The following is a 21638-nucleotide window of genomic DNA, read 5'->3' on the forward strand; positions in this document are numbered from 1 at the left end:
CCCCTATGACAACCGAGCCCCTCACTGTCGAGACTCCGGAGGCTAATCCCGCGGCCGTCAACGTGCCGCCCGCGCACACGGTCACGGCAGAACGCCTGCGCGCGTGGGCGTGGCACAAACAGGGCCTCGACGGCAGCCTCGCCGGTCATACCGCGGCCGAGGTCCTGGCCAGGGCCGGCTGGGCACGTTCCCTGGGAGGCGCCAACCCCTACCTCACGTTGTTCGCCCGTGCCGGAATCCGCCGCGAACAGGTTGATGCTGACGTCCTGGCCCTGCGGATCTACGAACTCCCCAGCGCCCGCGGCTGCACTTACATCCTGGGCGCGGAGGATTTCGCGTGGGCTTTGAAGCTAGGCAAGGATTCCGCCGAAGTCTTCAAGGTGCTTGGCAGGCTGGGAGTGGACCGCGGCGAACTCACGCTGCTCGAGGACCAGGTGGTGCACGCCCTGGCCGGGGCTGGCCGCCCGCTGGATCCGAAACAGCTAAAGGACGAACTGGGCGATTCCGTCCGAAGCCTGGGCGAGGAAGGCAAGAGGCAGGGCGTCTCCACCACCCTCCCCGCCGCTCTTGGCCTGCTGCAGCGCGACGGCCGGATCCGCCGCGTCCCTGCCAACGGCCGTCTCGACCAGCAGCGCTACGCCTACACGCTGTGGGACCTGCCGCCGAGCCCGTTGGACATGGATGCCGCGCGAACTGAGCTGGTCCGCAAGTACCTGGGTTGGACCGGCGGGGCCACGCTCAAGCAATCCCAGTGGTTTTCCGGGTTCACGGTCGCCCAGAGCAAGGCTGCCCTGGCCGCCGTCGGTGCCGTTGAGGTGCCCACCGTCCACCCTGCCGCCAAAGGCGTAGCGCTGTGGATGCTGCCCGACGATGTCGAACGCCTCGCCGCTTTTGACGTGCCGGCGGAGGAACAGATCCAGCTCCTCGCCGGGACGGACTCGCTCGTCATCCAGCGGCGGAACGCCGCGGACCTGTTCGCGGCCGGCGACGGGGATACGACACTGCTCGGCGCGATTCTGGCGCAACAGGCCGACCTGCCGGACCACCCGATCCTGGACCGCGGCCGGATCATCGGACTCTGGCAGTACGATCCCGTCGGACAGCGGATTGCCCACTGGCTCTTCGGCAGGTCTTCGCCGCGCGTCGGGCAGCGGATCGCCGAGGTGGAAGCGTGGATCCGGGAGGACCTGGGCGATTTCCGTTCCTTCAGCCTTGACTCGCCCGCATCCAGGCAGGAGCGCATTGACGCCCTGGACGCGGCGAATGCCGGTTAGCTGACCTGCCGGTGGCCGGCGAAGAAATCCCGGAGCAGCGTGGCACACTCCTGCTCCCGAACGCCGGCGTAGACCTCCACCCAGTGGTTGAGCCGGCGCTCGCGGAGGATGTCAAACACCGAACCGGCGGCCCCTGCCTTCTCGTCCCAGGCCCCGAACACCACACGCGGGATCCTCGCCAGGACAATGGCGCCCGCGCACATGGCACAGGGTTCCAAGGTCACCACGAGGGTGCAGTCCGCCAGCCGCCAGCCGTCTCCCTGCGGAAGGGCCTTCAGCCGCCCAGCCGCCTCGCGGATCGCCACCATCTCGGCGTGCGCGGTGGGATCACCGTGGGCTTCCCGTTCGTTCCTCCCTGTACCCAGGACTTCACCGTCAGGTCCGATGACGACGGCGCCGATCGGCACGTCCTCGGTGGCCAGCGCAGCCCGTGCCTCGGCGAGGGCAAGGCCCATCCATTCTGCATGGCGGGGCTCGGGGGAAGTCATGGCTCAATGATAGTTTCGAAGGTACGGCAGGCGCAGACGACGGATGAGCCCGGGAGACGACGTGAAGACCTTGACTGAGCGCATTACCGACCGATGGGGACGGTGGGTTGTTCCCTACGCTGCTCTCTGGATCACCATGCTGGTTGGCGGTGCGATCGTCGTGACGCTGGCGTTCCTCGGCGCCGAAGTCTACGACAACGTGGTGGACGAGGCCGGCCTCGCCAACCTGGACAAGCCTGCGCTGGCACTGTCCGAGGACCTCCGGAACCCCTGGCTCAATTCCGCCGTCACTGCCTTCACCAACATTGGCGGCGGGGTCGGCATGCCGATCGTCGGCAGCATCCTGACGGCCTGGCTTACGTGGGCAGGGCGTACCTGGCGGCCCCTCATCCTGGTGGGCGGCGCTGCGGCCGCTTCGGTCACCGCGACCACCTTTGGCAAGAAGCTGTTTGGCCGCACCCGCCCGGACCACGCGGACGCTGTTCCGCCGTACGAAGATTCGCCGTCGTTCCCCAGCGGGCACACGCTCAACACCACCGTAGTGATAGGGCTGGTGGTATATCTGGCCTGCCTGCAGATCCATCGGACAGTTGCCCGGGTGTCCATGATCACCGCCGGTGCGATTTTCATCATCGCCATGGGCCTGAGCAGGGTATTCCTGGGCCACCATTGGCTGACGGACGTCATCGCCGGGTGGCTCCTTGGCCTCGCCTGGGTGGGAATCGTGATCCTGGCCCACCGGCTCTTCCATGTCATACGGCACCGCGAGCACGCAGGACCGGCTCCGACGTTCGACCACCCGTTACTCCGGGAAGAACCGGGCGGGCACCATGGCACCCACGGCGGGAAACCCGGTGGCGGCGGCGCGGGCCCACGTCAGGAAGCCGACGGATCGCGGGGCGGGGACACCACCGCCGGGTGATAGTTTTGACCCATGCGCACACTCGTCGTGGACCACCCGCTGGTCGCCCACAAGCTCACCGTTCTGCGGGACAAAAACACCCCCTCCCCGGTCTTTCGCCAGCTCACCGAGGAACTCGTCACGCTCCTCGCCTATGAGGCCACGCGCGACGTCCGCACCGAGCCGGTCACCATCCAGACCCCGGTCAGCACCACCATCGGCACCGCGTTCACCAAGCCCACCCCGCTGGTGGTTCCCATCCTCCGCGCTGGCCTGGGCATGCTCGAAGGCATGACCAAACTCGTCCCCACAGCCGAGGTCGGGTTCCTGGGAATGGCCCGTGACGAGGAAACGCTGGACATCATCACCTACGCGGAGCGCCTCCCCGAGGACCTGACGGACCGGCAGATCTTCGTCCTGGATCCCATGCTGGCAACCGGCGGCACGCTGCGCGAAGCCATCAAGTTCCTCTTCAAGCGCGGCGCCTCGGACGTCACGTGCATCTGCCTGCTGGCCGCACCCGAAGGCCTGGCCAAGCTGGAGGAAGAACTCTCGGACGCCAACGTGACCATCGTCCTGGCATCCATTGACGAGAAGCTCAACGAGAAGTCCTACATCGTGCCCGGACTCGGCGACGCCGGCGACCGCCTCTACGGCATCGCCGGCTAACAGCATCCCTGGCTAACAGCATCGCTGGCTAACGGGAGCGCCGGTTAAGCCGGTGCGAAGCGATTGCCCCCTTCCGGTTTCCGGCGGCCCCGGCTAGCCTGTGCCCCATGGACTGGAAACTTGAACTGGTGTTTGTCCCTGTGTCCGACGTGGACCGTGCCAAGGATTTTTACGTCAACAAGGTGGGCTTCAACGCCGACTTCGACGAGCGGCCCATGGACGGCATCCGCTTCGTCCAGCTGACCCCGCCCGGATCGGCCTGTTCGATCGCCATTGGCGAGGGCCTCAGTGATGCTCCTCCCGGCACCGCCCCGAGCCTGCAGGTCGTGGTCAGCGACATCCAGGCCGCGCACAAGCACCTCAAGGACAACGGGGTTGAGGTCAGCGACATCGACGTCCAGGACTGGGGCCATTTCGTTCATTTTGCCGATCCTGACGGCAACAAATGGGCGGTCCAGTACCTCCCTCAACGCCCGAACGGCTAAGTCACAAAAAGCCCGCGCCGCCCCGGCGTGGGGCAGGATGGAAGCATGAGCTTTCCTGCCGACGCCGCAACCCCTGGCTCCGCCATACGGTCCGCGACAACCTTGACCGCCCGGGCAGTGCTGTTCGACATGGACGGCACCCTGGTTGATTCCACGGCAATTGTGGAGCAGGTGTGGGGCGAACTTGCGGCCCGCTACGGCCTGGACCTCGCCGAGATCCTCCGGACGTCGCACGGCGTCCAAGCGGGGGACACGGTGCGCCGGTTTGCCCCGGCCGGAGCCGACGTCGTCGCACTCACTGCGGAACTCGGCGCCATGGAACGGGTCCGGACCGAAGGCATTGTCGCCTTGCCCGGGGCCGCTGATCTGTTGCGCAGCCTGCCGGCGGATGCCGTTGCACTGGTGACCTCAGCCGACCGGATCCTGGCCGACATCCGGATGGGCGCCGCGGGTCTCGCCATGCCTGCCACCGTCGTCACGGCCGACCTTGTCACGCGAGGCAAGCCCCATCCCGAGGGCTACCTCCGGGCTGCCGAACTGCTCGGAGTGGACCCGGCCGACGCAGTCGTCTTTGAGGACGCGCCTGCAGGCATCGCGGCCGGACTCGCCGCCGGGATCAGGACCGTGGCCATCGGGCCCAACACCGGTGAGCTGCCGGACGGCGTTCTGCACATCGACGACTACACCGAGGTGTCCGTGACCACGGAAGTGGACGACGCCGGTGGAAGGACGATTTCCTTCCGGTTCTGACGTCCGAATCGGCCTCCTGTCAGTTAGGGTCAGTGAAGACGGCTGACGCTATCTATCTGGGGGATAGGATGACCGAGGTTTCGATTGACGGCGCCAGAGGCACCGTTGTATTGCACAATGGTGTTCTTCATGTGCGATGGATTCCAGGTTTGGCCATATCCGAGGATGCCGCGACAGCCGTCATGGCGGCCGTCAATGAGTTGAGCGGCGGGCGCGCATATCCGATGCTGGTGGACATGTCGGCCGCGGCGTCCATGAGCCGCGGTGCACGGCGTGTTTTCGCCCGTCCCAGCACAGTGGCGAGGGTTGCCCTCCTCGGCTCGTCCCCGGTTGACCGGGCAATGGCCAATTTCTTTCTCAGCATCAACTTTCCGGCTGCTCCCACGCGGTATTTCACTTGCCTGGACGAGGCCATGACGTGGCTTGGGGACGCGTAGCCGCGGCCTGCCAACGCCGTTCAGCCGGACCCTACCTGCGCGGAGCCCCTGTCCAGTGCTGAGCGAAGTTCGGGAACCGGTATGCGGCCGGTCGCCAGGTCGCGGCTAAGGCGGCCCATGCCGCGCAGGTCGGCGAGGGCGGTCCGGAGAAGATCCACGCCGGCGTCGGACTCGTTTATCCAGTCCACCGGCACCTCGTGCACCCTGAGTCCGCATTTTTCGGCCAGGACCAGCAGCTCGGTGTCGAAGAACCAGGCGTTGTCCGCGGTGTGGGGGAGGAGCTGCCGGGCGATATCCGCGCGGATGGCCTTGAAGCCGCACTGAGCATCACTGAAGTGCGCACCTAGCAGGGTATGCAGCAAAAGGGTGTAGCCACGGGAGATGAACGCCCGCCGGTGTCCCCGGACCACACGCGAACTGCGCGATAGCCGGGTTCCGATCGCCAGGTCGGAATGCCCGGAGATGAGCGGTGCTATCAAGGGGGCAAGCGCAGCAAGGTCGGTGGAAAGGTTCACGTCCATGTAGGCCAGCACGGGCGACGGCGACACGAGCCACACCGTGCGAAGCGCGTTCCCCCTTCCCTTGTCCGGGAGCCGGACCACGGTGACCTCGCGGAGTTCCCGGGCCACACGCTCGGCGATCCGGAGCGTGCCGTCGGTGCTGGCGTTGTCCGCCACGGTGATCCGGAAGGTGTGCGGGAAAGTGCCGTGCAGGTAAGCGTGCAGCCGCCGGAGGGACTGCTCCAGATCCTGTTCCTCGTTGTAGACCGGGATGGTCACATCCAGGACAGGCGCGGCGGTTCCGGTCCGTTCGTCGACGGCGGCCCGCGTGTCGATAGGGACGCGGCGGATGTTACCCGAACCGGAAAGCGCCGGAGCGGCACCCGTCGGGACGTCGACGGCAGCCCGCAGTTGCGTGTGCGGCAGGATCCCCGGGGCCTGGTCTGTGAGCGTCATGGTTCAAACTATGACGCTGGCGCATATGAAGGATTTAGGCCATAGCTGTGCACCTGCTGTGGAAGCCGGGAAGCGATTCACCCGCAATACGGCCGAAGGCCCCGAATCACGTGGATTCGGGGCCTTCGGCTGATGCGCCTTCGGCTGATGCGGAACAGTCCGGCGGGTCGGGGCCGGCTTAGTACCAGTTGTTGGCGAGGTGGAAGTTCAGGGCGTCGCAGGGGGAACCGTAGCGCTCCTTGACGTAGTTCAGGCCCCAGTTGATCTGAGTGCGGAAATTGGTGAGGTAGTCCCCGCCCGCGCTGGCCATCTTTTCGGCCGGCAGCGACTGGACAATGCCGTACGCGCCACTGCTGGCATTCGTCGCCGTGGTCTTCCACTCCGATTCCTTGGTCCACAGCGTGGTCAGGCACTGCATCTGGTCAGCCGCCCAGCCGTAGTTGCCGAGCTGCGAGGCGGCATATTCCTGGGCAGCTGCGGGGTCGTCCACGGCGACAGGGGGCGCGGGAGCCGGAGCCGGTTCCGGAGCTGCCGCCGGTGCAGGGGCGGGGGCGGGTGCTTCCGCGGCCTTCTCCTCCGCGGGCTGCTCTTCGGATGGCTGCTCCTCGGTGGACTGCGCAGACATGCTGACGGAAGCCGGAGCCGGCATGGCCGAAACCAGGATCTTTTCGAACGCGAGCTTCGACTTCGTGTCGGCGCTCGCTGCGGCGATTTCCGCGGCCGTCGCCGAGCTTGCCGGCGCGGCGGGCTCGGAAGCCTGGCCGGCGGCGCCGACGCCGATCAGCACGGCGCAGGCGGTGGCCACCACTGCGGCGCGGCGGCCGGAGCTGTGCAGGCCGGCGGTAAACCGGGACAGCGGGGACGCCGTCTTGGCTGATTCAGCGCGGTGGCGTGAGCGTTCTGCGGGCACCGCGGTCTTACTTGAAGGGCGCTCTGGACGTACTTCTGGCGTGGATTTAGTCATGGTTGCCTCTCGATGCCGGCGGAGTTAGCTGTCGGGTTCGGATGAGGTCATCCGGCCGCACGGAACTTCACGTGTCGGCTTCACCCCGAGGGCGGCGATGCAGAATGCCCGGAGACCTGGGTCCCCCGCCTCTGCCTGATCATGAGGAAATCCGGGTAGCGGCAGAGTTTGGCGTCCATCCGGATATGCGGCCGGAACGGTGGCCGCACTCTAAAAACCGTACAGGAGATAGAACCTTAAGTCACATTTCGGTAACGAGGATCACTGTGACGGCGCGTTGACTTGCGCCGGGGAGGCCGGGGATTCGTTCGATCACGGAAAAGGCCAGCCGGCCCAAATGGGCATCGGCCGGCCGTGATTTCCGTGCGTTGAGAACTAGGCTGCCGGTGGTTCGCAGGGGAGGCGCAGCGCGAACTCCGTGCGTCCCGGACGGGAGGTGACTTCGACGGTTCCGCCGTGTGCTTCCATGATCGACTGCACAATTGAAAGGCCCAGCCCGCTGGTCCCCTCAGAGGCGGCCGCTCCAGCGGCGGCCGCTCCCGCGGCAGCTGAACCCGCCGGGCTGGTGCGGGCGGCGTCCGCCCTGGCAAAGCGGGCAAAGACCCGGTCCACAAATTCGGGCGGGATCCCGGCGCCGTTGTCCGTCACGGTCACCACGGCGCTGCCGTCAGCGGAGCGCATCACGCCGGTGACAACGGTGGTCCCGGGGTCCGTATGCTTGCGCGCGTTGGAGAGCAAATTGGCCAGCACCTGGTGCAGCTGCGTGGCGTCCCCGCGGACCACCACCGGCTCGTCGGGCAACTCAAGCTGCCAGACGCGGTCCGGTGCCATGACCTTCTCGTCGCTAACGGTTTCCACCACTAGCTGCGTCAGGTCCACGTCGCTGATTTTGAGCGGCTGCCCTTCGTCCAGCCGGGCCAGCAGCAGGAGGTCCTCCACCAGGGTGGTCATCCGTTCGGACTGGCTTTGCACCCTGGCCAGGGATTTCTTGCCGTCCGGAGTGAAGTCTTCGGTCATCCGCATGAGTTCCGTGTAGCCGCGGATTGCCGTAAGTGGCGTGCGGAGCTCGTGGGAGGCGTCGGCCACGAACTGGCGCACCTTCGTCTCGCTCTGCTGCCGGGCCTCGAGCGCCTTGGAGACGTTGTCCAGCATGAGGTTTAGCGCGTGGCCCACGCTGCCCACTTCAGTTCCCGGGTGCGCGTTCGACGGCGGCACGCGCACCGCGAGGGCAACCTCGCCGGCGTCGAGGGGCAGCCGCGAAACCTGCGTTGCCACTTCGGACAGCTGCTCGAGGGGTTTCATTGTGCGGCGGATGAGGACCGTTCCGGCCAGGCCGATCAGGACCAGGCCCCCCATTGAAACGATCACCATGGTCCACACCAGGGAGTTGAGCGTGTTCTGTTTTTCATCGAGGGGTAGTCCGGTGACGATCACGTCCCCGTAGGGCGCCTCCACGGCCACCAGGCGGTAGGAGCCGGTGGACAGGGTCCGGTCAACCGGCGTTCCGTCGTGCCGGAGGGCCAGCAGGACCTGGTCATCCTCGGCGGACAGCGATGACCTGGTGGCGTCCTTGGCGAGGAAACCGGAGCTGACGTTTTCGCCGTTGATGCGGGCAAACAGCGTGCCGATGCCTTGGCCCGGGCCGTCCAGCGGATTCGGCCTGCCGGACGGATTGCCGTTCGGAGGCCGGCCGGCGTTGTTGGAGATCCGAGAGGCCTGGCCCAGGCGATCGTCGAGCTGCTTGGTCAGGAATGAATCCATGGACGCGTAGCTGAACAGGCCAATCGCGCCGCAGATTGCCACCAGCAATGCCATGGTCACGAGCACCAGCCGGGTGCGCAGGTGCCAGGTTGAGGGATCGAGCCAGCGGCGGCCTTCTTTGCGGACTACGCCGGCAAGCGTGGGCACCGATTAATCCGCCGGTTTGATGACGTAGCCCGCCCCGCGGACGGTGTGGATCATGGGCGGGTGCGTTGCGTCCACCTTCTTGCGCAGGTAGGAAATGTAGAGTTCCACGATGTTGGCCTGGCCGCCGAAATCGTAGTCCCACACCCGGTCCAGGATCTGTGCCTTGCTGACCACCCGTTTGGGGTTCTCCATGAGGTATCGGAGGAGTTCGAACTGGGTGGCCGTGAGCTGCAGTTCCTCCCCGGCCCGGGTCACCTCGCGTGTGTCGATGTTGAGGACGAGGTCGCCCACCACCAGTTCGGCGGTGTCCATGGCGGCAACCCCGGAGCGCTGGACCAGCCGGTGCAGGCGGAGGAGCACTTCTTCCATGCTGAAGGGCTTGGTGACGTAATCGTCGCCGCCGGCCGCCAGGCCGAGGATGCGGTCCTGGACGGCGTCTTTTGCCGTCAGGAAGAGCGCGGGCACCTCCGGCGTGAAGGCGCGGATCCTGGTGAGCAGCTCAACGCCGTCGAACCCGGGAAGCATCACGTCCAGCACCAGGACGTCCGGGCGGAACTCCTTGGCGAGTTTCACGGCTTCAGGGCCGTCGCCGGCGACGGCAACGGACCAGCCTGCCATCCGCAGGCCCATGCTCATGAGCTCGGAGAGGCTGGGTTCGTCGTCAACCACCAGGGCGCGGATGGGGGAGCCGTCCGGGTGGGTGAGCTGGGGAAGGTTGTTAGTCATGGAGTGCGAAGTGGCCATGGGACAACTCTCCGATCTACGGTTTAGCCGGCGCTATGGGGATCCTGTGGGCCAGCTGTGAATCCCAGCCTAGCCAGCTGAACGCTCCGGCGCGCCTTCCCGGGCGGCACGGCGTGGATCGGTTGTTTCCGGGCTGAAGGTGGCCGCAGAAAGGTCACAGGCTCACCTCTTGCGGTGCACAGCCCCCGCACAGGAACGATTCAGAGTCTGGGGTGGACACCGTCCGCAGTCCCGAGGAGTACGCCATGAGCAACCACCACAACACGCCGGTTCCGGAAACCAACCCGGACCCCACTCGGGAAAACCAGCCAGGTCCGGCAGGCAGCCTCGTCAGCGCCCCCGTCACCGGCACTGCCGGCTCCGGGCAGGCTTCGGGGTGGGGCGCACCGCCGTCGTCCGCTGCTTCCGGCTCCCTGCCGGCGGGATGGGGTTCGTCCGGACCGGCCGGCGGATGGGGCGCCCCGGCGTCTGCCGGACACTTCCCGGGCAGCGGACCGGGCGGCCGTTCGAAATCCTGGACCGTGAAGCGGGGGGTGGTGGCCGCTGGAGCGGCGGTTGTCCTCGTAGGCGGAGCCGGCGTGGGAATGTACGCCTTGGCGTCCAGCTCCGCCGCGGCGGACGGCACCGCCGACGCAACGGCCGACGGCGATGCGCTGCAGGAAACTTTGCCGGGCGCCCGCGGCGGTGCGCCGGGCGGATTTGCCGACGGCGGGATGCCTGCCCAGGGTGGACCCGGAAACTTTGCCCCTGAGGGGCTGGGGGGAATGGGGAGCGGGGTTTCCGCCGCAGTGCACTCCGAATACGTGATCCTGCAGGACGGCGCTTACGTCACCAAAGTGGAACAGCAGGGCACAGTCACCGAGGTCAGTTCGGACGCCGTGACAGTCAAGAGCACGGACGGGTTCAGCCGGACGTATTCGCTGGGTTCGGACGTGGCAGTGAGCAATCAGCAACAAAGGCGTCAACAGGCCGGCGGAACCTCAACCAGCCAGCTGACAGTCGCCGATATCGTCTCCGGCGCCATGATAAGGATCGTTGCTGCGAAGGACTCCAACGGGTTCCCGGCGGAGTCCGTGCAGCTCGTGGCCACCACGCTGTCAGGGCAGTCCAACTGAGCGAGCGGGGGTTCCGAGCGGGTTCCATGGGCCAGATTTTTAGGTGAAGCAAACCGGGGGCTGGACATCGGCAATAAGCGGACCTCGTATTTCAGCAATTCCATACTGGCTGAATTTTTATCACCAAAGGGTTCGTTTCGGAGAATATTATTCGGAATCTAACCAATTCTGATCGATCGTTCTGAAAAACACCTGTTATTTTATTGTCATTTCAGAATCGTGATTTAGGCCACAATGCGGGATTCCGTCTCACGATGCGGACGATTTGGTCCATTGTTACTTGCAAGTTGTCATTGTTACGTTGCACACTTCAATTGTGAACAAGAACTCAACAGCACCTGCAGCCGCAGAATCCTGGACCAGCCCACCCGCTGGCGAAGACATGCGCTGTTGTCGAATGCACGCCTAACTTTCCCACCCCGAGAAGTTTTTAGGCATTCGCCCCAAGCCCAGCGTCGGGACCCCCTCCCCAGATCTCATTGCGGGGAAAGCCAGCATTCGAGCCGCGATGACGGCCATTCACATTGAGGTAAGCATTCCATGTCAGTTGCATCTGGATACGTCCACATCTCCGTCCGAAACGCCAACAAGGGCGGCCAGCCTTCCGGCCTCCGCCAGGGATTCGGCGCCCGACCGGCGTTCGCCCCGGCAGCCCCCGGCAACAGCTTCCCGGCCCCCGGCTATGCGCCGCAGGGCTACAACCCGAACTCTTATGGCCAGCTTCGCGCTGTTCCCGCCGCCGAGTCAGCCCCGCAGACGGCACCCACCCCCGTGATTGCACCGGCCAACGGCAGCGCCATCCGCCCCGTCGCGAACGAAAACGTTGCCCGCGGATTTGTCCTGTATATGGGCATCGACGAGGAAACCGCGGCAGCAGCCGGCACCTCCATCGCCAAGCTTGCCCAGGAAATCCGGGCTTACGCACAGTCCCTCGTCTCCGGTGCGGAGAGCTACGCTGCGGTGGCAGTTGCCCCCGCCAGCGCCCCGGGTTCGGCGCTCGACGTCGTACGGTCCACCTTCGGTGACCCCACCGTCAACTCCCGCCAGCGCACGGAAGCGGCCCGGCTGCCGCAGCCCCAGGATCCCCGGCCCTCCGGCGTCCTCATCGACCTGGCCCGCCGCGAAGTCCACCTCGACGGCGAATCCCTGAACCTGACCTTCAAGGAATTCGAGCTCCTCAACTACCTCGTCGAAAACGGCACCCGCACCGTGGGCCGCGACGAGCTGCTCGAGGGCCTGTGGCGAAACGCCGAAGAGGTTCCCAACGAGCGCACCATCGACGTCCACATCCGCCGCCTCCGCTCCAAGCTGGGCCGCCTCGCCAACACCGTGCGCACGGTCCGTGGCCAGGGCTACCGGTTCTACGAGCACCCGGAGGTCGTGGTCTGGGCCGCTCCGGAATACTCCATCTAGTCTTAACCCCGCGCAAAGCGTCCGTCCCCTGTCTTTGGGGGCGGGCGCTTTCGCTTTCCCTAGGCGCGGCGGAAGGCGGCTTTCCGCCGCGCCTTAGACACCTCCTTCGTTCCTCAGTCGGCGATGCGGCGCTACGCGGAATGCCGCCTTTCGCCCGTATGCGCCGCTACGCTTCAGCGCCCTCACCCAGCTGGCCGGCTCTTCGCGCTGGGTGGGCTCTTGAAGCATGTGTCTCCGCGGCTGGTGGGGGCGTTGGTTCAGGCGTCGGTGTGGTCCTATGGCCCTGTTGGCTTGGGGTGGTGCGGCGTAGGCTCTGATCGTCCATCCGACCATCAGGAGGAACCATGTCAGTTGCACGCATTACAACCCTGAGCGCGAACTCGAAAACCTCGTTTGATGATGCCATCAAGGAAGGCGTCGACCGGGCCAACAAGACGCTGCGGGGTGTCACGGGCGCATGGGTGAAGGAACAAAAGGTCGAAATCGCGAACGGCGCCGTCGTTGCCTGGCACGTCGTGCTCGAAGTGACCTTCGTCCTAGAGGACTAAACCGTGTGCAGGGCGGCTGTGACCTGAGGGGCAAGGCCGCCGCACTAGGATTGGTGCATGAGCGAGCATCACATCAGGCGGCTGGTCCTCATGCGGCACTCCAAGGCCGATTGGCCCGGAGGCGTGCCCGACCATGAGCGGCCGCTGGAAGAACGCGGACACCGGGAGGCGCCGCTGGCAGGCAAGTGGCTGCTCAAGCACGGAGTGGTTCCCGATTTCATCCTGTGCTCCAGTGCGCTGCGGACCCGGCAGACGTGCACGTGGGTGTGCGCGGAACTGGGGGACAAGGCCCCGACACCGAAACTTGAGGACGGCCTCTACGGCGCATCGGCAATTCGGATGCTTACCGTCATCAACCAGGTACCGGACACCGTGACCACACTGATGGTGATCTCCCACATGCCCGGCGTGCAGGATCTTGCCATGCATCTTGCTTCACGTGACTCCAACCACGATGCCTACATGGACGCTGCCAACCGGTTTCCCACGAGCGGCCTGACCGTCCTGGAAACTGAAAAGACCTGGGCTGAACTGGACGGCCAGGACGCCCGGCTGACGCACTTCAAGGTTCCCCGGGCGCACAAGTAAGCCCCGGCAATTTACCGCCGCGGTTCATGGTCAGCAGTGGGTTTGTGATGTTTACTGGAGATATTCATCGGCGGCCCAGGTTAGAGGAGATCATCGTGGACTCAGGACAGCTTGTGGGCATCATCATCGGCGTTGTGGTGGTGGCTGCGATCATTGCAGCGTTACTGTTCTTCAACCGCAAGCGCAAGGTGGAGGCGGACAGGAACCGGGCCGCCGAAATGCGTGAAAAAGCGAAGGCCGATGAGCTCGGAGCACGGGAGCGCGAAGCCAAAGCCGCGCGTGCCGAGGCCGATGCCAAGCAGGCAGAGGTGGAGGCCGAGCGCCTGCGCCGGGATGCCCGCGAAAAGCAGGATGAAGCGGAACGCGTGCGGGCCTCTTCGCAGGAGCAGCTCCGCGAAGCCGATGAAGTTGACCCGGACGTGGTCACCGCCGACCGGCAAGACACCGACCGGCAGGACACCGACGAGTACGATGAGGCCCCCGTCCCGCCGCAGACGCGTGCGGAAGCCGGCACCCGCGGACGCGGGGACAACATTCCGCCAACTGGTGGCCCAGCCGGCGCAGAACCCCGCACAACCGACCCCCGCACTGCTGCCCCCACCACGAACGAACCCCGCACCACCGACTCCCGTACTACGGAATCCACCACCACCGAGGCGGGCGCCGCGGAACCCGGGACGACACGGCGGACCGATTCCGTCCCGGGCGGCGACAAGCATGACGGCGGAGCGGACGGGTCTCCCGGAGAGCGCCCCCGGAACCTTTGACCGGCGTACCGTGGCGCTGCAGTACTGAACCGGCAGCCGGAGCGTGAACCTTCGCCATTCCGCCCTTGCGGTCCTCGTGGCCGTCCTGTGGGGCGCGAATTTCGTTGCGATCGACCTCGGCCTGCACGCCAACGGCACGGAAGTGCCGCCGCTGCTATTTGTCGCTATGCGCTTTGTACTGGTGGTCTTTCCGTGGATCTTCTTCATCCGCAGGCCCGACGTCAGCTGGCGGGCCATCCTTGGCGTCGGCCTGTTTATGAGTGCCGGACAATTCGGCCTCCTCTACCTGGCCATGGCCCTGGGTATGCCTGCCGGGCTGGCCTCACTGGTCCTGCAGGCACAGGTGCTGCTAACGGTGCTGCTGGCTGCCGGAATCCTTGGTGAACGTCCCAGCGGACGCCAGTTCGCCGGCGTCGTGCTCGGTGTGGCGGGCCTTGCAGTGGTGGCAGTCGGCCGCAGCATGGTGGCGCCTGTACTTCCCCTGGTTATCGTGCTGGCGGCCGCGCTGTCCTGGGCGGCGGGCAACATCGTTGCCCGGCAGGCCAAGGCGTCCTCCGGCCTGGGCCTCGTTGTGTGGTCCGGTGCCGTGGTTCCGCTGCCGCTGATCGGGTTGTCGCTGTTGATCGACGGTCCGGCCGCCGTGGGCGGCACTCTCACCGGGCTGCAGTTGGTCACCATCCTGAGCGCCATCTACACGGCTGTCCTCGGGTCCCTGGTGGGCTACGGAATCTGGAACTGGCTCCTGGGCCTCTACCCGTCCTCGGCAGTGGTCCCCTTTACGTTGCTTGTCCCGGTGGTGGGAATGACGACGGCGTGGCTGGTCCTGGGAGAGGTCCCCTCACCTGCTGAGATGGCCGGCGGGCTGCTGCTGCTGTGCGGAGTGGCTATCGCCGTCCTCCGGCCGGGCCGGCAGGGGGCCACTCCGGGCCAGCGCAGATGGCATGCTCAGCGACGTGATGTGGCCTTTGCGGGCGACTTGGGCGATGGCTTGGGCGCCGGCTTGGGCACGGCGGGCTTAGGCGCGGCGGACTTGGGTGCTGGCCGGGACACGCGCGTCACGGGGGCCTTGGCGGATGACGACGCCGACGCGGGCCGTTTGGCCGCCGGGGCGCGGGTGGCTCCTGACCTTGACGCGGGAACGCGTCCGTAGGCGGTCCCGGCACCGGGCCGTGCGGCCGGCCACACTGCGCCGGTGAACAGAACCAGCAGCGTTCCCGCCCCGGAAACGGCAGCGAGGTAGAAGTAAATATCGGAGTCCTGCGTGGTCACGGCCGTGCCCAGCGAATCCGGTTCCGCGGTGAAGGCGAGCCCCCACATGCGCAGGAAAGCAATGGCGAAACCGATGAACAGGCTGGTTCCCACGCCTCCCGCCAGCAGGGCCACGTTGCGTCGCCGGGCCACCACCTGGACGACACAGGCAAGGTATCCCACGGCCACGGCTCCGAGGAACGTGTACATCACTGCCTCTTCGAGCGTGATCGCGGTGAGCACCAGAAGGCCCGCGGCGGCGAAGGCCGCAATGATGGCTAGTCTTCCACTGTTACCCATGTGGCGCATGTGACTAATCTTCCCCGACGCACGCTACTTCCTGACGTAGCCACGCATGATTGCCATGATGGCCGCGACGCTCTGTTCGCGCGTGCGCTCGGGGTTGTACGTCTGGCGGTCCAGGCCCACCACAAAGCATGCGCCGAAGATGGCGGTCTCCAGGCTGCCACGGGAGATGGATTCGTCAACGTCGTACCGTCCGGCCACGCCCTCGATCGCGGCGCCGATCACTTCCAGCAGGCGGCCGCGGAGCTCGGCAAAGGTGTCCTGCCACTCGCTGGGGGTCCGCCAGTTCTCGCTGACCCAGAGCCTGGCGAAGGACGGGTACTCGGCCATGAAGTCCATCGCCTGGCCGATCATCTCGTCCATGGCCGCCAGCGGGTCAGCGGAGGAGTCCTTCACGCTCAGCAGCCTGGCCAGCAGGATGTCCACGCCGTGGCGCAGCAGCTGGGCGATCAGGTCGGACTTGCTGCCGAAGTTGTAATACACGGTTCCCTTGGAAACGCCGGCGGCCGCAGCGATCTCGTCCACCGTGACGCCGGCCGCACCGCGTTCCCCGATGAGTTCCATGGAGGCTTCGAACAGCTTCTGCTTGGTGGCATTGGTGCGGGCGGGGCGGAGCTTCTTGTCGCCGGCTTCCTGCCTGCTCATACGGCGATCTCCGGTTTCAGGGACTTCAGGGTCCAGAACTTGTGCTTGTGGACGGCCAGCGTTGATAGCGCGGCCCCCAGCACAGTGTAGCCAAGCAGGCCGGCCACGGTGGGCAGGATCATCGACAGGTCCGCGCCATAGATCAGGTGCCGCATCCCGGTGACCACGTAGCCCATCGGGAGGACCTCATGCACCACGTGCAGCGGCTGGGGCGTGGTCTGCCAGGGGAAGGTGCCTCCCGAGGACACCAGCTGAAGCACCAGCAGGATCAGCACCACCAGCTTCCCGGGTGAACCAAGCAAAGCCACGATGCCCTGGATGATGGCGCTGAATGCCATGGAGGCCGCAAGCATGAACAGCCACATCAGCACCGGGTGCGCGGGGTCCAGGCCCAGCGCCAGGTCCACGACGAGAGTGAGCAGGCTCGCCTGGACAACGGAGACAGCCAGGAAGGGAAGCCAGCCGCCCACGGCGATCTTCCACGACGGCGCGTTGGACGCCAGCGCCCGCTGCGTGACCGGCCGCATGGCCTGGATGAGCATAAAGATGCCGATCCACAGTGCCAGGGTCAGGAAGAACGGCGCGAGGCCGGCCCCATAGGACCCGGCCTTCGCCTGGGAGACGTTGCTGACGGCCACGGGATCGGCCATGACCTTGGCGAGGCTGTCCTTCTGGGCATCGTCGGGATTGGGAACCTTCCCGGCGCCCTTGGCCAGCTCCGAGGCAAGGGTGCCTGCTCCGCCGGCAGCCGTTGCCGCGCCGTCCTCAAGCTGCGCCGCGCCGCCGTCGAGCGTCCGGGCGCCTTCGGCCAGCTTCGCGGCGCCGTCAACGGCACTCTGCTCGCCGGCCGCCAGTGCGGATGATCCGGTGTGGAGCTGGTCGGCGCCTGCGGACGCCTGGGAGATGGCGCCCGTCAGGGCGGGAGTGGATGCCGCCAGCTTGGCGGCACCGGCGCTCACTGCAGCCGAACCGTCGGCAAGCTGTTGGATCTGCGCCGCATCAGACTGGATTTTGGCCCTGGCGTCCGCGACAGGTCCGGAGGCAGCAGCCGCATCAAAGTCCGCCAGGATGCTGTCCGCCTGGGCCTGGGTGATGATCCCTGCGGCCATCAGCCTGCTGTTGGACTCGACAACCCGGTTCCGCAGCCCCTGGTCCGCCGCGTTCAATTGTCCGACGACGTCCTGCACCTTGGTGTTCAGGGTGGCGTTTCCGGCGGCCACCTGGGCGGCGCCGTCGGCCAGCTTTTGCGAATCGGCCGGCAGCGAGGCCGTCTTGTCCTCGAGCTGGCCGAGTCCGTCGCTCAGCTGTGCCGCTCCGGCGTTCAGCTGGTTGGCGCCGTCGCGCAGCTTGAGCTGGCCGCCGTAGAGCTCGCCGGCCCCGCTGCTCAGCTGCGTGGTGCCGTCGTGGAGGGTCACGGTGCCGTCGTGGAGCTTGGTCACGCCGTCGGAAAGCTGGCCGGCGCCGTCCGCGGCCTTGACCATCTGGGTGTGGATGGTGCCGAACCCGGTGAGCAGCTGGTTGGCGGTTTCCTCGCCCACTTCCTTCGCGACGCTCGAGTGGACGGCCGTGGTCAGCTTGTCCACGATGGTGCTCAGGAGGTAGTTGTTGGCGTCGTTCGTGGTCACGTTCAGCATGGCCTGGCTGGCTGCGTCGAAGCTGCCGGGGGAGGCAAGGTTCGCGGAAAAGTCCTTGGGAATTTTGAGGGCGAAGGCGTACTTGCCGCTGCTGACTCCTTCATCGGCCTTCTCTGCGGAATCGACCGGCTGCCAGTTGAACACGTGACCGTCGATGAGGCTGTCCGCTACATCCTGGCCGGCATGCAGCTGTGTTCCGTCGCCGGACGTGGCACCGGTATCTTCGACCACCAGTGCGGCGTCGATCTGGTCCAGGTTGCTGTACGGATCCCAGTTGGCGTAGAGATACACCGCGCCGTAAAGCAGCGGCACCATGGCCAGGGCAATGATGGTCAGCTTGGGCAGCAGCCCGCCGGTCATGCGCTTGAGTTCGGAGCGGGCCAGCCGCAGCACAGTCACTTTGCGTCCTCTGTTTCGGTTTCGGTAATGGAGTTTTTGTCCAGATCCGGGGACTTCGGGGCCGTTTTGCTCGCGTTATCTGGACAAAAACTCTTGCTGGCCGGGGGGAGAGGTACGGCGTTGCCGATCACCGCGGCGGGGCCGGTCCAGTTGTCCGGGAGGGAAGCGACCGTGGCGACGACGGCGAGGTGCCGGCCGCCGTCGTACGCCAGCTCCTGAAGCCGCGGCAGCCAGTCTGCGGTGTCAGCGCTGTGGCGGTCGGGGGAGTCGACCACCAGGAGGTCGGTGTCCGGGTTGGCGAGCGAGAGGGCGGTGAGCAGTTCGATGCGCCTGGCGGGGGCCAGCTGTTCCGTCCACAGGCCAGCGATGTCCTCGAAGCGGTTGACTTTCAGCCATGGTTTGCTGAGCAGTGCACCGCGGTAGCGCCGGGGGATCAGGGCCAGGTCTTCGGTAACGAGATCGCGCACGCTCAGGTGCTGCTCGGGTTCGTTGACCCCGGGGGCGTCCACCAGGGAGCTGGCCAGCCGAATGTGCTTGGTTTTCGCCACGCCGTCCCAGAGGAGCTCGCCGGACGACGGTTTCATGCGTCCGCTCAGTGTGAGTGCGAGCGCAGTTCTCTGGTCCTGGCCGGCGCCGGTGACCAATACCAGCTCGCCCCGCCGGGCCTGGAGTGAAGTCGGCGGGAGGAGGTCATCCCGCCGGCCTTTCACGTGAAGCTGTCGAACCGAGAGCATTGGAGCCTTTCGCAGAGGGTTTCTGCTTCAAGGCTAACTGAACTGACCAGTCAGTTCAAATAGAATGCGGCGGATGTGACCAAGCAGTCAGAGGCCGTACTCCTCGAGCAGCCGAAGCCACACCTCGCTGATGGTGGGGTAGGACGGCACCGCATGCCACAACCGGTCCAGGGGCACCTGGCCCACGACGGCGATGGTGGCGGCATGGAGGAGCTCGGCCACGTCCGGGCCCGCGAACGTGGCCCCCAGCAGCACCTTCCGGTCCTCGTCCACCACCAGCTGCGCCCAGCCCTCGTAGTGCTCGGAATGCAGCGAGGAGCCGGACACGTTGATGGCGAGTTCCACAGAGGAGACGTTGTAGCCGTCCTTCTCCGCCTGCCCGACGGACCGGCCTACGCTGGCGAGCTCGGGATCCGTGAACACCACGTTGGGGATGGCATGGTCGTTGGCGGTCTGCGCGTAGCGGCTCCACGGCGCCGGCGTTCCGTGCAGCTCACCCTTGGCCCGCGCGGCGATGGCGTCGCCTGTGGCGCGTGCCGAATATTTGCCCTGGTGCGTGAGCATGACCTTGCCGGCCGCGTCCCCCACCGCATAGAGCCACGGGCCGTTGCCGCCGTCGCCGCCGCCGGCGACGATGCCCTCCACCAGCCCGGTGGTGTCCGTGCGGAGCGGCGGTACTTTGCCGTCGGCGGCGCCAAGGCCCACGGCTTCCAGCCCCAATCCCTCGAGGGCGGCATGGCGGCCGGTTGCCACCAGCAGCTTCTCGGCGCTGAGGCTGTTGCCGTCCGCCAGGGCCACGGTGACGGAGCCGTCGTCGTTCTTGCTGACCCGCTCAGTGCCGGTGTTGAGGCGGACGTCCACACCGTCCGCGCGGAGCCCGGCCAGCACCAGATTTGCGGCGTCCTGCGGGTACATGCTGAGCAGATCGCCGCGGGCCACGAGAGTCACGGACGAACCAAGTCGGGCGAATGCCTGCGCCAGCTCGGTGCCGGCCACTCCGCCGCCGAGGACCACCAGGCTGCGCGGAACGCTGCGTGCGGAGGTGGCCTCACGGGTGGTCCAGTAGTCCAGCTCCGCCAGGCCTGCTACCGGCGGGGCCGTGGGGGCCGATCCGGTGGAGAGTACGACGGCGTGCCTCGCCGAGAGGAGGTAGTTCTTGCCGTCCAATCCCGTCACTTCGACCGCACGGGGGCCGGTGATGCGGCCGCGGCCCCGGATCAGTTCAATCCCGGTGTCCTCCACCCATTTGACCTGGCCGTCATCCTGCCAGTTGGACGTGAAGTAGTCCCGGCGCTTGAGTACGGCGGACGCGTCCAGGGTCCGCGTGACAGCTTCTCCGGCACCGGGAACGGTTTGTGCGCCATGGAGGGCGGTGCCGGGGCGCAGCAGGGCCTTGGAGGGCATGCAGGCCCAGTAGGAGCATTCGCCGCCAACCAGCTCCGCCTCCACCAGGACCGCCGTCAGGCCGCCCTGGACCACGCGGTCCGCGACGTTCTCCCCCACGGCGCCCGCGCCGATCACTATGACATCGAATTCGCGTTCAATCGTCGCCGTCATGGCAACAGACTACGCCCGGCATCCAGGACCTGGGGCGGGATGCAGCCCCGGGGATTGGCGCCGGGAATCGGGCCCGGGACAGGCGCGGGAGCTTAACAGTAGGTGGGACATCCAATATTGTTTGCTGTGACCCACTGTGTCCGGTGGTTCAGGACTCTCGGTTAGGGGAACCCATGACTACATCAGGCGTCGCTTCGCAGGCGCGGTTCAGCGCCCAGGCGCGGCTCCGCGCGCTTCAGGCGGACATCATGGACCTCATTCTGGAACGTGAACTCGAAGTGGGTGATCCGCTGCCCACTGAAAACGAGCTCGCCGTGGCGTTGGGCGTGGGGCGGAATACGCTCCGTGAATCACTCAAAGTGCTGCAGGCGCTTGGCGTTGTGGAAATCCGCCACGGATTCGGAATGTTTGTGGCGCCAAGTAATTTTGATGCCCTGGCAGACGGATTGACATTCCGTGGCAGGCTGTCGCTGCGGCACAGGGGCGGTGAGGCCCTGGAGCTGGTGGACGTCAGGCAGGCCCTCGAATCCGGCCTGGTCGCCAGCGCCATGGATGCGATGAGCTCCGGGCAGCTGGCAGCTGTTGAGGAGTCCGTGGTCCGGATGGAGGAGCTGGCTGCCGCGGGGGAGGCGTTTGTGGAAGCGGACGCCGAGTTCCACCGGCGGTTGTTTGAGCCGCTTAACAACGCGCTGCTGATCAACCTGCTCGCCGTTTTCTGGAAGGTCTACCGGCAAATCCACCTCGAGGTCGGCACCGGTGCCGAGGACCTGACGGAGACGGCGGCGATGCACCGCGGGATCTATGAGGCAGTGGCGGATGGGGACAAGGCCCTGGCTGCTGAACGGCTCAACCACCACTTCGACGGCATCCGTCACCGCATCACCGAGTCAATAGAAAAGTAGGGCGGCGGCCTGACCCGAAGGGGCGGTCAGGCCTGCCGGGCGGCCGCCCTCGGCGGTCAGGCCGAAACATACTGAAACAAAAAAAGATCCGCACCGGCGAACCGGTGCGGATCTTTCTATCTGTGCGCCCAAAGGGATTCGAACCCCTGACCTTCTGTTCCGTAGACAGACGCTCTATCCAGCTGAGCTATGGGCGCATTCTCGGC

Annotated in this window: 22 protein-coding genes, 1 tRNA gene and 1 riboswitch; of the genes, 13 read left to right on the plus strand and 10 right to left on the minus strand. The window is 66.3% G+C overall.

From position 1 onward, the window contains the following. Nucleotides 1–5 precede the first annotated feature (5 nt). Nucleotides 6–1274, plus strand: a complete 1269-nt coding sequence (locus tag AB0N24_RS19330; RefSeq protein ID WP_364127701.1) for a crosslink repair DNA glycosylase YcaQ family protein — start codon at nt 6–8, stop codon at nt 1272–1274. On the opposite strand, the gene tadA is transcribed toward AB0N24_RS19330, so the two are convergent. Next, a complete protein-coding gene (gene tadA, locus AB0N24_RS19335) occupies nt 1271–1762 on the minus strand; it encodes a tRNA adenosine(34) deaminase TadA (RefSeq protein ID WP_364127704.1) in 492 nt (163 codons plus the stop codon). The genes AB0N24_RS19330 and tadA overlap by 4 nt on opposite strands. Nucleotides 1763–1898: 136 nt before the next feature. Between tadA and AB0N24_RS19340 the strand changes: the two genes are divergently transcribed. The 5 genes from AB0N24_RS19340 (at nt 1899) to AB0N24_RS19360 (ending at nt 5004) form a co-directional block, all read left to right on the plus strand. Next, on the plus strand, nt 1899–2684 hold the full coding sequence (locus tag AB0N24_RS19340; protein ID WP_364127878.1) for a phosphatase PAP2 family protein: 786 nt from the start codon (nt 1899–1901) through the stop codon (nt 2682–2684). Nucleotides 2685–2696: 12 nt separating this feature from the next. Continuing rightward, nucleotides 2697–3332 (plus strand): uracil phosphoribosyltransferase, encoded by a 636-nt coding sequence (upp, locus tag AB0N24_RS19345; protein ID WP_364127707.1) that lies wholly within the window; start codon nt 2697–2699, stop codon nt 3330–3332. A 107-nt stretch (nt 3333–3439) separates the two neighbouring features. Further along, nucleotides 3440–3817, plus strand: coding sequence for a glyoxalase superfamily protein (locus AB0N24_RS19350; protein ID WP_104173984.1), 378 nt, complete (start codon nt 3440–3442; stop codon nt 3815–3817). Between the two features lie 45 nt (nt 3818–3862). Beyond that, a complete protein-coding gene (locus AB0N24_RS19355; protein ID WP_364127709.1) occupies nt 3863–4567 on the plus strand; it encodes an HAD-IA family hydrolase in 705 nt (234 codons plus the stop codon). Nucleotides 4568–4716: 149 nt separating this feature from the next. Then, on the plus strand, nt 4717–5004 hold the full coding sequence (locus AB0N24_RS19360) for an STAS/SEC14 domain-containing protein (RefSeq protein ID WP_364127711.1): 288 nt from the start codon (nt 4717–4719) through the stop codon (nt 5002–5004). A gap of 20 nt (nt 5005–5024) precedes the next feature. On the opposite strand, the gene AB0N24_RS19365 is transcribed toward AB0N24_RS19360, so the two are convergent. The 4 genes from AB0N24_RS19365 to AB0N24_RS19380 all read right to left on the minus strand — a co-directional run bounded on the left by AB0N24_RS19365 (nt 5025) and on the right by AB0N24_RS19380 (nt 9576). Next, nucleotides 5025–5960 carry a dolichyl-phosphate beta-glucosyltransferase gene (locus AB0N24_RS19365; RefSeq protein WP_364127714.1) on the minus strand — a complete coding sequence of 312 codons (936 nt, stop codon included), beginning with the start codon at nt 5958–5960 and terminating at the stop codon, nt 5025–5027. Nucleotides 5961–6138: 178 nt separating this feature from the next. Continuing rightward, nucleotides 6139–6924: a hypothetical protein gene (locus AB0N24_RS19370; protein ID WP_364127716.1), complete on the minus strand. Its 786-nt coding sequence runs from the start codon at nt 6922–6924 to the stop codon at nt 6139–6141. Continuing rightward, nucleotides 6924–7108, minus strand: a riboswitch (cyclic di-AMP (ydaO/yuaA leader). (Overlaps the previous gene by 1 nt.) A 191-nt stretch (nt 7109–7299) precedes the next feature. Then, on the minus strand, nt 7300–8832 hold the full coding sequence (locus tag AB0N24_RS19375; RefSeq protein WP_364127719.1) for a HAMP domain-containing sensor histidine kinase: 1533 nt from the start codon (nt 8830–8832) through the stop codon (nt 7300–7302). A 3-nt stretch (nt 8833–8835) separates the two neighbouring features. Continuing rightward, complete coding sequence (locus AB0N24_RS19380; protein ID WP_364127722.1) at nt 8836–9576, minus strand: response regulator transcription factor; 741 nt, start codon at nt 9574–9576, stop codon at nt 8836–8838. Between the two features lie 245 nt (nt 9577–9821). Between AB0N24_RS19380 and AB0N24_RS19385 the strand changes: the two genes are divergently transcribed. The 6 genes from AB0N24_RS19385 to AB0N24_RS19410 all read left to right on the plus strand — a co-directional run bounded on the left by AB0N24_RS19385 (nt 9822) and on the right by AB0N24_RS19410 (nt 15157). Continuing rightward, nucleotides 9822–10691 (plus strand): hypothetical protein, encoded by an 870-nt coding sequence (locus tag AB0N24_RS19385; protein WP_364127725.1) that lies wholly within the window; start codon nt 9822–9824, stop codon nt 10689–10691. A gap of 540 nt (nt 10692–11231) precedes the next feature. Beyond that, complete coding sequence (locus AB0N24_RS19390) at nt 11232–12104, plus strand: winged helix-turn-helix domain-containing protein (protein ID WP_104173977.1); 873 nt, start codon at nt 11232–11234, stop codon at nt 12102–12104. A 344-nt stretch (nt 12105–12448) separates the two neighbouring features. Then, nucleotides 12449–12652, plus strand: a complete 204-nt coding sequence (locus AB0N24_RS19395; protein ID WP_364127729.1) for a dodecin family protein — start codon at nt 12449–12451, stop codon at nt 12650–12652. A gap of 57 nt (nt 12653–12709) precedes the next feature. After that, nucleotides 12710–13240 (plus strand): histidine phosphatase family protein, encoded by a 531-nt coding sequence (locus AB0N24_RS19400; RefSeq protein ID WP_364127732.1) that lies wholly within the window; start codon nt 12710–12712, stop codon nt 13238–13240. A 95-nt stretch (nt 13241–13335) separates the two neighbouring features. Next, complete coding sequence (locus AB0N24_RS19405) at nt 13336–14007, plus strand: hypothetical protein (protein WP_364127735.1); 672 nt, start codon at nt 13336–13338, stop codon at nt 14005–14007. A gap of 43 nt (nt 14008–14050) precedes the next feature. After that, nucleotides 14051–15157 carry an EamA family transporter gene (locus AB0N24_RS19410; protein WP_364127737.1) on the plus strand — a complete coding sequence of 369 codons (1107 nt, stop codon included), beginning with the start codon at nt 14051–14053 and terminating at the stop codon, nt 15155–15157. 431 nt (nt 15158–15588) lie between these two features. On the opposite strand, the gene AB0N24_RS19415 is transcribed toward AB0N24_RS19410, so the two are convergent. From AB0N24_RS19415 to AB0N24_RS19430, 4 genes are all read right to left on the minus strand, one after another. Then, entirely contained in the window at nt 15589–16206 is a 618-nt protein-coding gene (locus AB0N24_RS19415) for a TetR/AcrR family transcriptional regulator (protein WP_364127740.1), read from the minus strand. Further along, nucleotides 16203–18239: a YhgE/Pip domain-containing protein gene (locus tag AB0N24_RS19420; protein WP_364127743.1), complete on the minus strand. Its 2037-nt coding sequence runs from the start codon at nt 18237–18239 to the stop codon at nt 16203–16205. The genes AB0N24_RS19415 and AB0N24_RS19420 overlap by 4 nt, the downstream gene beginning before the upstream one ends. Further along, entirely contained in the window at nt 18236–18973 is a 738-nt protein-coding gene (locus AB0N24_RS19425) for an ABC transporter ATP-binding protein (protein WP_364127746.1), read from the minus strand. Before AB0N24_RS19425 ends, AB0N24_RS19420 begins: the two co-directional genes overlap by 4 nt. An 87-nt stretch (nt 18974–19060) precedes the next feature. Continuing rightward, nucleotides 19061–20530 carry an NAD(P)/FAD-dependent oxidoreductase gene (locus AB0N24_RS19430; RefSeq protein ID WP_364127749.1) on the minus strand — a complete coding sequence of 490 codons (1470 nt, stop codon included), beginning with the start codon at nt 20528–20530 and terminating at the stop codon, nt 19061–19063. A gap of 173 nt (nt 20531–20703) precedes the next feature. On the opposite strand from AB0N24_RS19430, the gene AB0N24_RS19435 reads away from it, so the two are divergent. Beyond that, nucleotides 20704–21432 carry an FCD domain-containing protein gene (locus AB0N24_RS19435; RefSeq protein ID WP_364127752.1) on the plus strand — a complete coding sequence of 243 codons (729 nt, stop codon included), beginning with the start codon at nt 20704–20706 and terminating at the stop codon, nt 21430–21432. Between the two features lie 123 nt (nt 21433–21555). Here AB0N24_RS19435 and AB0N24_RS19440 read toward each other — a convergent pair. After that, nucleotides 21556–21629, minus strand: a tRNA-Arg gene (locus AB0N24_RS19440). Nucleotides 21630–21638 lie beyond the last annotated feature (9 nt).

This window comes from Arthrobacter sp. NPDC093128 (assembly GCF_040683875.1).
Classification (GTDB): domain Bacteria; phylum Actinomycetota; class Actinomycetes; order Actinomycetales; family Micrococcaceae; genus Arthrobacter.

Excerpts from the sequence above, each read along its gene's own strand:
- AB0N24_RS19330 (WP_364127701.1), top strand. The coding sequence starts at position 6 with ATGACAACCGAGCCCCTCACTGTCGAGACTCCGGAGGCTAATCCCGCG.
- tadA (WP_364127704.1), bottom strand. The coding sequence starts at position 1,762 with ATGACTTCCCCCGAGCCCCGCCATGCAGAATGGATGGGCCTTGCCCTC.
- AB0N24_RS19340 (WP_364127878.1), top strand. The coding sequence starts at position 1,899 with ATGCTGGTTGGCGGTGCGATCGTCGTGACGCTGGCGTTCCTCGGCGCC.
- upp (WP_364127707.1), top strand. The coding sequence starts at position 2,697 with ATGCGCACACTCGTCGTGGACCACCCGCTGGTCGCCCACAAGCTCACC.
- AB0N24_RS19350 (WP_104173984.1), top strand. The coding sequence starts at position 3,440 with ATGGACTGGAAACTTGAACTGGTGTTTGTCCCTGTGTCCGACGTGGAC.
- AB0N24_RS19355 (WP_364127709.1), top strand. The coding sequence starts at position 3,863 with ATGAGCTTTCCTGCCGACGCCGCAACCCCTGGCTCCGCCATACGGTCC.
- AB0N24_RS19365 (WP_364127714.1), bottom strand. The coding sequence starts at position 5,960 with ATGACGCTCACAGACCAGGCCCCGGGGATCCTGCCGCACACGCAACTG.
- AB0N24_RS19370 (WP_364127716.1), bottom strand. The coding sequence starts at position 6,924 with ATGACTAAATCCACGCCAGAAGTACGTCCAGAGCGCCCTTCAAGTAAG.
- AB0N24_RS19380 (WP_364127722.1), bottom strand. The coding sequence starts at position 9,576 with ATGGCCACTTCGCACTCCATGACTAACAACCTTCCCCAGCTCACCCAC.
- AB0N24_RS19385 (WP_364127725.1), top strand. The coding sequence starts at position 9,822 with ATGAGCAACCACCACAACACGCCGGTTCCGGAAACCAACCCGGACCCC.
- AB0N24_RS19390 (WP_104173977.1), top strand. The coding sequence starts at position 11,232 with ATGTCAGTTGCATCTGGATACGTCCACATCTCCGTCCGAAACGCCAAC.
- AB0N24_RS19395 (WP_364127729.1), top strand. The coding sequence starts at position 12,449 with ATGTCAGTTGCACGCATTACAACCCTGAGCGCGAACTCGAAAACCTCG.
- AB0N24_RS19400 (WP_364127732.1), top strand. The coding sequence starts at position 12,710 with ATGAGCGAGCATCACATCAGGCGGCTGGTCCTCATGCGGCACTCCAAG.
- AB0N24_RS19415 (WP_364127740.1), bottom strand. The coding sequence starts at position 16,206 with ATGAGCAGGCAGGAAGCCGGCGACAAGAAGCTCCGCCCCGCCCGCACC.
- AB0N24_RS19425 (WP_364127746.1), bottom strand. The coding sequence starts at position 18,973 with ATGCTCTCGGTTCGACAGCTTCACGTGAAAGGCCGGCGGGATGACCTC.
- AB0N24_RS19430 (WP_364127749.1), bottom strand. The coding sequence starts at position 20,530 with ATGACGGCGACGATTGAACGCGAATTCGATGTCATAGTGATCGGCGCG.
- AB0N24_RS19435 (WP_364127752.1), top strand. The coding sequence starts at position 20,704 with ATGACTACATCAGGCGTCGCTTCGCAGGCGCGGTTCAGCGCCCAGGCG.